At 32.8% G+C, this 13,042-nt stretch carries 9 protein-coding genes; 7 read left to right on the forward strand and 2 right to left on the reverse strand.

Annotation, left to right across the window (positions count from 1 at the left end; all coding sequences use genetic code 11):
• The first annotated feature begins 619 nt into the window (after positions 1 to 619).
• From thrS to ABD766_RS11045, 6 genes are all read left to right on the forward strand, one after another.
• Entirely contained in the window at positions 620 to 2,566 is a 1,947-nt protein-coding gene (gene thrS, locus ABD766_RS11020) for a threonine--tRNA ligase (RefSeq protein ID WP_344816747.1), read from the forward strand.
• Between the two features lie 22 nt (positions 2,567 to 2,588).
• Positions 2,589 to 3,137 (forward strand): translation initiation factor IF-3, encoded by a 549-nt coding sequence (gene infC, locus ABD766_RS11025; RefSeq protein ID WP_298120296.1) that lies wholly within the window; start codon positions 2,589 to 2,591, stop codon positions 3,135 to 3,137.
• A 79-nt stretch (positions 3,138 to 3,216) separates the two neighbouring features.
• Positions 3,217 to 3,414, forward strand: a complete 198-nt coding sequence (gene rpmI / locus ABD766_RS11030; protein WP_298120276.1) for a 50S ribosomal protein L35 — start codon at positions 3,217 to 3,219, stop codon at positions 3,412 to 3,414.
• 121 nt (positions 3,415 to 3,535) lie between these two features.
• Positions 3,536 to 3,880: a 50S ribosomal protein L20 gene (gene rplT / locus ABD766_RS11035; protein WP_298120274.1), complete on the forward strand. Its 345-nt coding sequence runs from the start codon at positions 3,536 to 3,538 to the stop codon at positions 3,878 to 3,880.
• Positions 3,881 to 4,059: 179 nt separating this feature from the next.
• Positions 4,060 to 6,519: an outer membrane beta-barrel protein gene (locus ABD766_RS11040; RefSeq protein WP_344816748.1), complete on the forward strand. Its 2,460-nt coding sequence runs from the start codon at positions 4,060 to 4,062 to the stop codon at positions 6,517 to 6,519.
• A 250-nt stretch (positions 6,520 to 6,769) separates the two neighbouring features.
• Positions 6,770 to 8,197, forward strand: a complete 1,428-nt coding sequence (locus ABD766_RS11045) for a T9SS type A sorting domain-containing protein (RefSeq protein WP_344816749.1) — start codon at positions 6,770 to 6,772, stop codon at positions 8,195 to 8,197.
• Positions 8,198 to 8,261: 64 nt separating this feature from the next.
• On the opposite strand, the gene ABD766_RS11050 is transcribed toward ABD766_RS11045, so the two are convergent.
• Both ABD766_RS11050 and ABD766_RS11055 read right to left on the reverse strand, forming a co-directional pair.
• Positions 8,262 to 9,104, reverse strand: coding sequence for an isoaspartyl peptidase/L-asparaginase (locus ABD766_RS11050; RefSeq protein WP_344816750.1), 843 nt, complete (start codon positions 9,102 to 9,104; stop codon positions 8,262 to 8,264).
• A 52-nt stretch (positions 9,105 to 9,156) separates the two neighbouring features.
• Positions 9,157 to 10,029 carry a cyanophycinase gene (locus ABD766_RS11055; RefSeq protein WP_344816751.1) on the reverse strand — a complete coding sequence of 291 codons (873 nt, stop codon included), beginning with the start codon at positions 10,027 to 10,029 and terminating at the stop codon, positions 9,157 to 9,159.
• A gap of 350 nt (positions 10,030 to 10,379) precedes the next feature.
• Between ABD766_RS11055 and cphA the strand changes: the two genes are divergently transcribed.
• Entirely contained in the window at positions 10,380 to 13,001 is a 2,622-nt protein-coding gene (gene cphA / locus ABD766_RS11060; RefSeq protein WP_344816752.1) for a cyanophycin synthetase, read from the forward strand.
• Positions 13,002 to 13,042: the final 41 nt, after the last annotated feature.

The following is a 13,042-nucleotide window of genomic DNA, read 5'->3' on the forward strand; positions in this document are numbered from 1 at the left end:
CAATTCAATATGTCTATGAACGTGTCATTCTTTTTTGTGCCGCCATTCTCTCGTTTAGCGGGTGCAAAAGTACATCTTTTTTCTTAACTCGCAAGTAAATCGAAAAAAAATATTTTTTTCTTTTTTCTTGAACTTTCTTTCAAAAAACTATCTGAAATTAATTCAGATTAAATATTCGTTTTGCGGATGGCAAAGGTAAAACCTTTATCTTTTCCTTGCAAATCTTTTTTTAGTTTTTTTTCAGTATTTGTTATAGAACGTCTGCCGTATTGCGGGTGCAAAAGTAGTCATCTTTTTCATTCTCGCAAATCTTTTTAAACCCTTTTTTAAAACTATTTTTTAATTCACTGATTTTACGTTTGTTGGAAACAAAAGTTTTTTTTCTTACATTCAAATGCAGTACTCTAAACAAAAAATCTTTTGAAAAGATAATATCTATTCAATACAACATCTAAATAGCCCCGATTGTCGCAACTACCTTGTAGTGCAGAAAGCGGGAATAAGGATCGCAAAGATGCCCGAAACTTTCGCTCAAAAAAAATACTTTAGATATTATACCTATTATATATTGTATGTGTTTTGTTAATCTTATATATTTGCAGTCCATAAAATTTAAGGAATGATAAAGATTACTCTACCTGACGGTTCGGTTAAGGAGTTCGCAAATGGTTCGACTCCAATGGATATTGCAAAAAGCATCAGTGAAGGATTAGCAAGAAATGTAATTTCGGCTGCTTTTAATGGTACAACTATAGAAACTTCCACGGAATTAACGACCGATGGTTCATTGATATTATACACATGGAATGACAAAGAAGGTAAAAAAGCTTTTTGGCATTCTACATCACATGTCATGGCTCAGGTTTTGGAGGAAAAATACAATGGTATTAAATTGACTCTTGGACCAGCAATTGATAATGGATTTTATTATGATGTTGATTTTGGTGATAACAAAATAACTGATGCAGATTTTAAAGCTATTGAAGATAGAGTTTTAGAAATTTCTAGAGAGAAGCATGAATTTAAAATGCGTGCTGTTACTAAAGCAGAAGCATTAGCTACCTATAAGGATAACGAATACAAAACTGAATTAATTTCAAATTTAGAAGACGGAACGATTACTTTCTGTGATCATGCTAACTTCTTTGATTTGTGTCGTGGTGGACATATTCCGAATACTGGAATTATTAAAGCCATGAAGATCATGAGTGTTGCTGGTGCCTATTGGCGTGGTGACGAGAAAAACAAACAATTAACTCGTGTTTATGGAGTTTCATTTCCTAAACAAAAAGATTTGACAGACTATCTTGAATTACTTGAAGAAGCGAAAAGACGTGACCATAGAAAACTTGGGAAAGAATTAGACTTATTTGCTTTTTCACAAAAAGTAGGTCAAGGTTTGCCTTTATGGTTACCTAAAGGAGCTGCTTTGAGAGATCGATTGGAGCAATTCTTAAAAAGAGCTCAAAAGAAAGCTGGATACGAACAAGTTGTTACACCTCACATTGGTCAAAAAGAACTTTATGTTACTTCTGGGCATTATGCTAAATATGGTGCTGATAGTTTTCAACCTATAACAACTCCTGCTGAAGGCGAAGAGTTTTTATTGAAACCCATGAACTGTCCTCATCACTGTGAAATTTACAACACTAAACCTTGGTCATATAAAGATTTACCCAAACGTTATGCTGAATTTGGAACTGTATACAGATATGAGCAAAGTGGCGAATTGCATGGATTAACTCGTGTAAGAGGATTTACTCAAGATGACGCGCATATTTTCTGTACACCAGATCAACTGGATTCTGAGTTTAAAAAAGTAATTGACCTTGTATTATATGTATTTGGTTCGTTAGGTTTTGAAAACTTTACAGCACAAATATCATTACGTGATCAAGATAACAGAGATAAATATATAGGAAGCGATGAAAATTGGGAAAAAGCAGAAAATGCTATTATCAATGCTGCTGCTGATAAAGGTTTGAATACTGTTGTTGAATATGGTGAAGCTGCTTTCTATGGTCCTAAGTTGGATTTCATGGTAAAAGATGCTTTAGGTAGAAGTTGGCAACTTGGAACAATTCAAGTAGATTATAATTTACCAGAGCGTTTTGAATTGACTTATAAAGGTGCAGATGATAAATTACACCGTCCAGTTATGATTCACCGTGCACCATTTGGTTCAATGGAGCGTTTTATTGCAATTCTACTAGAACATACCGCAGGAAACTTCCCACTTTGGTTGATGCCAGAACAAGCTATTATCTTGTCTTTGAGTGAGAAATATGAAAATTATGCGAAAAAAGTTTTAGAATTGCTAGAAAATCACGAAATTCGCGCCCTAATTGACAACCGCAACGAGACGATTGGTAAGAAAATTAGAGATGCTGAGGTTCAGAAGATGCCGTTTATGGTGATAGTTGGTGAGGAAGAAGAGAAAAACGGAACCATTTCTGTACGTCGTCACGGTCAAGAAGGAAAAGGTAATATCACGGTTACAATTGAAGAATTTGCTAAAATTGTGAACGAAGAAATTGCCAAAACATTAAAAACATTTGAAGTTTAACTAAAATAATAAAGCCATAGCAATTAGAAACAACAGAGGTTATCAACCTCGAGTAGAAAAAAAAGATGAACACAGAATAAATAATTTTATTCGTGTACCTGAAGTACGTCTTGTTGGAGACAATGTAGAACCAGGTATTTTTAAAACTGCAGATGCTATGCGTCTTGCGGATGAATTAGAATTAGATTTGGTAGAAATTTCTCCAAATGCTGAACCACCAGTATGTAAAATCATAGACTATAAAAAGTTTGTTTACATGCAAAAAAAGCGTGAGAAAGAGTTGAAAGCAAAATCAACGCAAATTGTGGTTAAAGAAATTCGTTTTGGTCCTCAAACAGACGAACATGATTATGAGTTCAAAAGAAAAAATGCTGAAAAATTCCTAAAAGAAGGTTCAAAATTAAAAGCATTTGTATTCTTTAAAGGACGATCAATCATTTACAAAGAGCAAGGACAAATATTATTATTACGTTTAGCTCAAGATTTAGAAGAACACGGAAAAGTAGAAGCTTTACCAGTTCTTGAAGGAAAGAGAATGATTATGTACATTGCTCCGAAGAAGAAAAAGTAAACAGTTTTCAGTCTCAGTAAACAGAGGATGAATTACAAAAATAAGTAAGTAAGTTAAATTTAAATAAATTAGGGAAATTATGCCTAAAATGAAAACAAAATCTAGTGCTAAGAAACGTTTTAAAGTTACTGGCTCTGGAAAAATTAAAAGAAAACACGCTTTCAAAAGCCACATCTTGACTAAAAAGTCTAAGAAGCGTAAATTAGCTTTAACTCACTCTGCTTTAGTTGCTAAAGTAGATGAAAAAAGCATTAAACAACAATTAAGAATTATCTAATCGACTTTTGTCAATTAAAGAATAATTCTTTAGGTTAAAACAATTTTAATAACCTTGGAGTATGGCTATAAAGTTCCTTTGATTAAATTCAGGGCGCCTGCTACAAAAACACAAGAAAATTATGCCAAGATCAGTAAATTCAGTTGCTAAAAGAGCAAGAAGAAAAAAGATAATGAAGCAAGCCAAAGGTTTCTTTGGTCGTCGTAAAAACGTTTGGACTGTAGCTAAAAACGCAGTTGAAAAAGCGATGGTTTACGCTTATCGCGATAGAAAACAAAACAAGAGAAACTTCCGTTCTTTATGGATTCAACGTATTAACGCTGGAGCTCGTTTAGAAGGAATGTCTTACTCTCAATTCATGGGATTAGTTAAGAAAAACGGTATCGAATTGAACCGTAAAGTATTAGCAGATTTAGCAATGAATCACCCAGAAGCTTTCAAAGCTGTTGTGAAAAAAGTGAAATAAAAAACGTTTGTACAACCCGTTTAACTTACTTACATATAGAAAATCCCAATCGAAAGGTTGGGATTTTTTGTTTTATTAAATATTGAAACGAAGTCAAAATTATATAAATTTCATTTAATAAAAAAATGTAACAAAAAAATAAAAAATACACTAATAAGAAAATCAATTATTTAAAAGCTATGAAATTATCTTATTATATGTTTTCAGCATTATTATTCGTTTTCATATCTTCAATTTCATTTGCTCAAAATAAAGGAACAATAAAAGGTTTTGTCTACGATAATAATGGAAATAAACTCGAGGGTATTTTAATATCTTTATTACAATCTGATGGAATAACCATTTCAAAAACAATTTCTTCAGAAGATGATGGTCGTTTCACTTTTGATGAAGTTTCCTTTTCTTCTTATTTTGTATCAATATCGATTAATGGTTTTGAAAATTATATTAGCAATTCAATTGATGTAAATGAACAAAATCTAATTGTTCAACTAACAAATATCATTTTAAAGAAGAAAGAAATTATTGAATTAGAAGAAGTCAAAATTGATAAAAAAATTCCATTTGTGGTTCAAAAAGTAGATAAAACCATTGTAATCCCAGATGCATTAATCTCAAACGCTGGCGGAAATGCTTTAGACGTTTTGTCAAAATCACCAGGAGTTTCAGTCGATGAAAACGGAAATGTAAAACTAAGAGGAAAATCTGGTGTAACAATCTTTATTGATGACAAACCGACTTATTTAACTGGATCTGAACTGGAAAGTTATCTTAAATCACTTCCATCTAATTCAATCAAACAAGTAGAAATCATGACTAATCCACCTGCTAAATATGAAGCTTCAGGAAATGGAGGCATAATTAATATCGTTACAAAAAGAAGCAAACTAAAAGGATTTAACGGAAATACAAGTTTAAATTTCGGACAAGGAAAATATGCTAGAACAAATGATAATTTAAATCTAAATTATAATGCACCTAAATTTTCTTTATTTTCAAATTTGAGTTATACAAACGGCAAAGGATATCATGATTTAACAATAGAACGCAGATTTAAAAACCCAGATCTAATGCCACTTTCAAGCTTTAAACAAAATACGTATTTAAAATCCTCACGTCAATCATACAATGCTAGAATTGGTTTTGATTATTATCTTTCTGAAAAAAGTACCATAGGAATTGCAGCCAAAGGATTAATCAATAAAAATAAAAGTCCACGATATAATTATGCAACAGTAAAGGATGCAAACGGAAATATAGAACAAATTGTAACTGCTGATAATTTTGAAAAAGTAGATTTCAATAACAGAACAATTACGCTAAATTACCGACAACAATTTTCAAAACCAGAACAACTGCTTACAACAGATTTTGATTTTGTAACTTATTCTGCCACAATAGATCAACTTTATAAAAATGCTATTGAAGATTTAGTTGGTTCTAATTCAAGTGAAGATATTCAAAACGGTTATTTACCTTCTACAATTAACATTTATGCCTTAAAAAGCGATTATTCTACTCCATTAAAAAACAATTCTAAATTAGATTTTGGAGCTAAAGTAAGTTTAACAAATACCGACAATAATGCGGTTTATACAAAAACTACTCAAGCCAATGGTACACAGCCAAATTATGATTTAAGCAACCACTTTTTCTATGATGAAATCATTAGTGCTGCTTATATAAACTATACAAAAACGTTTAAAAAAATTGATCTTCAAGCTGGATTGCGTTTTGAAGATACACAACTAAAAGGCAAACAATTAGGAAATCCCGAAAAACCATATTCAGAATTTAAAAATAATTACAATTCTATTTTTCCAACTCTATATGCTAGTTACAAAATAGACAGTTTGGCAACTAAAACCATAAATCTTTCCTACGGAAAAAGAGTACAACGTCCTTTTTATAAAGATTTAAATCCATTTTCAAGTCCATTAGATCAATTTACTTATTACGAAGGAAATCCATTTTTAAAACCAACATTTGGGCATAACCTTTCATTAACTTACAATTATAAAGAGTTACTTTCTACCTCTTTTTCCTACAGTTATGGAAAAGACGAGATAAAAGAAACAATTGAAATTAATGATGGAATATATTATAGTCGTCCAAACAATATTGGGAAAAGTAATCAATATGTATTATCAATTCAAAGCCGATTCAATCCTACAAAGTGGCTCACAACTGTTCTTTACACCGAAGTAAATCACTCTAGATTTATAAGTCAGTTGTACGATCAAAATCTGAATGCAACTGGAACATATTGGTTTATTAATGCAACAAATAGTATTCAATTTTCTAAGAAATGGAGTGGCGAAATAAGTGGTCAATACTTATCAGAATCTGTCGATGCTCAATTTACTGTTGGTGACTTTGGATTCGTTTCAATTGGTTGTCAAAAGAAAATTCTTAACGATTTAGGAACTTTAAAATTCAATTTAAGTGATGTGTTCTTTACAAATCAAATTCGTGGCACAATAAATAATCTTGGTACAACAGAAGCAAATTGGTTTGGTCCACGTGATACAAGAATACTCTCTGTTACATTTTCGTATCGTTTCGGAAAAAACACAAGTAAAAAAGCAAAATACAATGGAACTGGTTCTGAAAGTGAACAAAATCGTGTTAAAGTGTAAGAACTATTATATTGAAATTTTTATAATAAAAAAGATATATATAGAAAATCCCAATCGAAAGGTTGGGATTTTTTGTTTTTAGTTAATCCCTAAATTTAAATATTAATAATAAAAATGAATTGTATTAAATAAAACACTAACTTCGTAATTCATTTATTATCAGATATTTAAAAAATATTCTCTTCTTATGGGTAACAAATGAAAAAGTTCATTGATATATAGTTGAATTAACCTTTAAAATCAAACTATCATGAAAAAATTATTACTTACAACAGTTTTTGCCCTATTCTTTTCAGTATTAACTTTTGGGCAAACAGGTACAGGATGCTGGCGCATGGTTTCAGCAGGACAAAATTTCTCTATGGGAATTAAAATAGACGGAACTCTTTGGGGTTGGGGACAAAATGGAAATCTTCTGGGGCTTAACGGAAATATGGCTAATCAAAATCTACCAATCCAAATTGGAACAGCAAATGATTGGGCTACAGTTTCTGCTGGAAATGTTCACACACTAGCCGTAAAAACAAATGGAACATTATGGTCATGGGGAAATGGACAATTCGGACAACTTGGAAATGGTATTTTCAATTCGGCTACTTGGACAGTAACTCAAGTTGGAACTGCTAATGATTGGTTGACAGTTTCAGCAGGAAATAGGTTTAGCTTAGCCATTAAAACAAATGGTACATTATGGTCTTGGGGATTAAATAATCTTGGACAATTGGGAATAAATAATCTAATCGATCAAAACCTTCCTGTTCAAGTTGGAACAGCTTCAAATTGGTTTAAAATTGATGCTGGTAATCAACATTCATTAGCAATCGATAATGCAGGATTCATCTACGCTTGGGGTAATAATACTTTTGGGCAATTTGGAAATGGAACCAATACAAATAGTTTATTTCCAATAACAGTTTCAACTTCAAATAATTGGGCAGAAATTTCAGCTGGTTGGGATCATAGTATGGCGTTAGATTCTGGTGGAATCTTATTTACTTTCGGTAATAATACAAATGGTCAATTGTGTGATGGTACAAATACTGCTTCAAATGTAATGGTACCTATTAGTTTCAGTAATTCAGGAGTAGTAACTCAATATATTGTAATTTCTGCAGGAAATAGTTTCTCATTAGCTATCAAAAATGATAATACTCTTTGGTCTGGAGGATTCAATTCAAGTGGACAATTAGGCTTAGGAAATAACACTGCTGTGAATATTCTAAATCAAGTCGGAACAAGTAACACATGGTTTGCTATTTCTGCAGGAGATGTTCACTCACTTGCCATGGAAACTACGACCTCATTATGGTCAACTGGAAGAGGAATTGAAGGTCAGTTAGGTGTTGGTACTTGGGTTTCTAATAACACATTGCAATCTGTAGGATGTCCTACAACAACATTATCAAACAATACAGCTTTATTAGATAAAACCACAATTAGTGTATATCCAAATCCAACAAATAATATAGTAAACATCAATTATAATTTGGAGGATTCTTCTATTGTAATTCTTAGACTAACAAATATTCAAGGTCAAATTATTTCAGAAACTAAAGCTGATAAATCAAATGGATTACAAACAGATTCTATCGATTTGAGTAATGAATCTAGTGGAATGTATTTCTTAACTATTACTTCAGGAAACAACTCACATACTACAAAAATTATAAAGCAATAACCAAGAATTAAAATAAAAAAAACCGATAAGCATTACTTATCGGTTTTTCATTTATACTTATTTTTTAACCAAAAACTTCTTCCTTCTCACCATCATAACTCGCAAAAACCATACTTGGATGCGAATCTTGATGAAACATATTTCCGTTTTTATCAATAGCAATTGCTCCAGCAAAACCATCATAAGGTTTCAATTCTGCGAAAGTTTTTTCGAATGCTTTGTCTAAAGAAAATCCGTCGGTAACACGTGTCACAATTTTGGCAGCAGTTGCATTACTTACAATATCTTCTCCAACTCCAGTCAAACTCACGCCACAAAACTCATTCACATAATTTCCAGCAACCGTAGCACTATCTGATATTCTTCCTGGAATTTCAAATCCTTTTCCTCCAGTAGAAGTTGCAGCAGCAAGATTTCCATTGGAGTCTAAAGCCACACAACCTACAGTTCCTGTTCCTGTTGCGGCTAATTTTGCTTCATATTCTGCTCTACGTTGTGGAATTTCAGTAGAAAATTTTTCAAATCCGTGTTGTCTTGCAAAATCGGTTGCTCCACTTCCACCCAAAACTCTATCATCAACTTTCATCAATTCTAAAGCCACATGAATAGGATTTTTCACTTCTTCAATATTAATAACGCCACTGAATTTCTGAGTAGTTCCATCCATCAAAGAAGCGCTCATTCTGATTTTTCCATCACTTTGAATCTGCGAACCAATTCCGGCATTAAACAATTCGTCATCTTCTAACAACGAAACTGCATAAACTACGGTTTCAACAGCCGAATGCGTTTTCAAATACTCATAAGAATCTTTTACAATTCGCAATAAAGCATTTTGTTTAGCAACCTTAGTCTCATGACTTGTAGATGATTCTGAAAAAAAACCGCCGTGAATTATTATTTTCATTTTTATGCTGAACTTGTTTCAGCATCTCGTGATACTGAATTTTTATATAAAATTAAACGTATTGCGAACTATTAATAGTCATTTTAAAAGTATCCAAATCAAAAGTATCATTTTTGCTCATCACGTGAGTTACTAAATGATTAATGGATATTGGCTTACCAAGTTCAACCTGAGTCAAATTAGTATCTTTCACTTCTCTTCCATCAACTAAAATTACAAGTCCAGAACCGATAGCTTCCATTTGTCGACCGTTCAAAATCAACAAACCTGTATCTTCTCCAAGACCAATACCTAAAACTTTTGGATTTCCAACAACAGCTTGAAATAACCTTCCAATTCTTCCGCGTTGTACAAAATGAGTATCAATTACAACATCATCAATTAATCCTAAACCAGAAGTAATTTTTACCTCACCTTTTAATAAAGCTTCCTGACTACTTCCTTGATAAATCATATTATTACTAGCAGCAGCAGCTCCAGCCGATGTTCCAGCATAAATAAAATCAGTATTTCTGTATTTATCAATCAGTATATCATCAAATGGTGTTCCACCTAAAATAGAAGTCAATCGCAATTGATCACCACCTGTAAACATAACTACATCAGCAGCTTTTAATCGCTCTAAAACTTCAGGTTCACTCGCTTGTTCACGTTTTTCGATATACAAAACATCAACATTATTTGCACCCAAATAGCTAAAAGCTTTTACATATTCTGGACCAATTTCTCTTGGAATTTTCGATGCCGTAGTGATAACTTCAATCCTAGATAACTCTTTCTTAGCGGATTCTTTTATAATTCTTTTCAAAATTCCCTCTTCAAAAAAGTTTAAATTTTTTGGAGCGTCTTTATCTAAATTTGTTTCGGTAAAACTGCCTTTATCAACAGCGCCACCTATTATTATTAGTTTTCCTTGTATTTTCATGCAGTAAAAATAACTATTTCATAATATTTCGCAAACGTTTTATTACTTTTTGAAGCGAAACTTATTGACTACTTATTAACCATATTCCCGCTTTTCGTTCCAATCTCTTCGAGGATTTCCACTACAATCGGGGCTAAACGGCATTTGTATTGCATTTCTATTCATTTTTTCAAAAGAATTTCTATTAATTAAGCTTTCAAAAGGCAAAGCAAATACCTAAAAATCAATACAACCATAATAAATCAAATAAAAATCAAACTTTTTCTCATAAAAAATGTTTCATAATAATAAATATTTTCTATTTTTAACAAATCCATTACAATCAATACAAAACAAAATACCAATAGAATATGAAGATCGATAAAATTCAAGCGTTACGTGGACCAAATATTTGGAGTGTACAAAGAAAAAAGCTAATCCAAATGCGATTAGATTTAGAAGAATTAGAAGAACGTCCTACAAATAAAATTGAAGGTTTTCGTGAACGAATTGAAGCCATGTTTCCTACAATGATTGAGCACCGTTGCTCAGAAGGATGTCGCGGTGGATTCTTCTCTCGTGTTGATAGAGGAACTTGGATGGGACACGTTATCGAGCACATTGCTTTAGAAATTCAAACCCTTGCCGGAATGGAAACTGGTTTCGGAAGAACTCGTGAAACCAAAACTCCAGGAATATATAATGTTGTTTTTAGCTACACAGAAGAAAACGTAGGTTTATACGCAGCAGAAGCTGCAGTAAGAATTGCAGAGGCTCTAATAGATGGAACCGATTACAATCCAGAAGAAGACATTCAAAAAATGCGTGAAATTCGTGAGCGCGTTCGACTTGGTCCTTCAACAGGAAGTATTGTTGAAGAAGCAGTTGCACGTGATATTCCATGGATTCGTCTTGGAACTAACTCACTAGTACAACTAGGTTATGGTGTCAACCAAATGCGTTTTCAAGCCACAATTACATGTAAAACCAGTAACATTGCTGTAGATATTGCTTGCAACAAAGAGGAAACAAAACGTATGTTAGATTTAGCATCAATCCCAGTTGCTAGTGGTGGAATTTGTGTTGATGAAGAAGATTTAGAAACCGTAGTAAAGAAAATTGGTTATCCAATTGTTATCAAACCACTTGATGGAAATCATGGTAAAGGGGCTTCTATTAATGTAAAAACTTGGGAAGACGCAGTTTCAGGATTGGAATATGCAAAAAAATACAGTCGTAGGGTAATTGTAGAAAAATTCATTACAGGTTACGACTTTAGAGTTTTAATTATTGACAATAAATTAGTTGCCGCAGCAAAACGAGAACCTGCTCACGTAAAAGGTGACGGAAAACAAACCATCCAACAATTAATTGACGAAACCAATCTTGACCCAAGACGTGGTTATGGTCATGAAAATGTATTAACACAAATTGATGTTGACCGTGACACTGAAGATTTATTGATTAAATATGGTTATACGTTAGAAACAGTTCCAAGAAAAGATGAAGTAGTTTATTTAAAATCAACGGCTAATTTGAGTACAGGTGGAACTTCAGTTGATGTAACTGATATGATGCATCCCGAAAATATTTTTCTTTGCGAAAGAATTTCTCGTGTTATTGGATTAGATATTTGCGGCGTTGACATCATGGCTGAAAATTTAACGCAACCATTAAAGGAAACAGGCGGTTGTATTCTTGAAGTTAATGCTGCTCCTGGTTTCAGAATGCATTTAGCACCAAGTGAAGGTTTGCCTAGAAACGTAGCTGCTCCAGTTATTGATATGCTATATCCTCCAGGAAAACCTAGTAGAATTCCGATTATTGCCGTTACAGGAACTAACGGAAAAACAACCACAACACGTTTGATAGCGCACATTGTAAAAAACAATGGTTATCGTGTTGGTTTTACAACTTCTGATGGAATTTATGTTCAAAACCATTTGATGGAAAAAGGTGACACCACAGGACCAATTTCTGCCGAATATATTTTGAAAGATCCAACGGTTGAATTTGCAGTTCTAGAAACAGCTCGTGGAGGAATTCTTCGTTCAGGTTTAGGTTTCAGTCGTTGTGATATCGGAATTATTACCAACATTCAAGAAGACCATTTAGGATTATCAGATATTCATACTTTAGATGATTTAGCTCGTGTAAAAGCTACTGTTGTTCGCAGTATCAAAAAAGATGGTTGGGCAATTCTTAATGCAGAAGACGACCAATGTTTGAAAATTGCAAACGAATTAAGTTGCAATGTTGCCTATTTTTCAATGGACGAAAACAATCCGAAAGCAGTCCAATTTGCTAAAGAAGGAAAAATTGTAGCCGTTTACGAAAACGGATTCATCACCATCAAAAAAGGTGAATGGAAAATTCGAGTAGAAAGAGCAACACACGTTCCGTTAACAATGGGCGGAAAAGCTAAATTTATGATTGCGAATGTTTTGGCAGCTACTTTAGCCGCTTATATACAAGGATTCAAAACAGAAGATATTAGTTTGTCATTGCAAACATTCATTCCAAGTGCGGCGCAAACTCCTGGAAGAATGAATATTTTCGAATTCAAAAAATTCAAAGTGTTGATTGACTTTGCTCATAATCCTGCAGGATATAAAGGTGTTGAAGAATATTTAAGTAGTGTTGAAGCTACCAAAAAAATCGGAATTATTGCCGGAGTTGGTGATAGACGTGACGAAGATATTAAAGAATGTGCAACAATTGCTGCTCGAATGTTTGACCACATTATTATCCGTCAAGAAAAATATTTACGTGGAAGAACCGAAGAAGAAATCATTGGCTTAATCATGGAAGGTATTGCAGCTTCTGGCAAAACAGTTACTCATGAAATCATCTCCAAAGAAACAGAAGCTATTAAACACGCTATTGACACTGCCGAAGATGGAACATTTATTACAGCTTTAAGTGATGTCGTTACTAATGCCATTGAAATTGTTCAAAGTTATTTGGATAAAGAACAAGAAGAAACTGTTTGATAGATAAATTTCTAATACATAAAATCCCAAATTCCAAACGG

This window comes from Flavobacterium cheonanense (genome assembly GCF_039539185.1).
GTDB classification, from domain to species: domain Bacteria; phylum Bacteroidota; class Bacteroidia; order Flavobacteriales; family Flavobacteriaceae; genus Flavobacterium; species Flavobacterium cheonanense.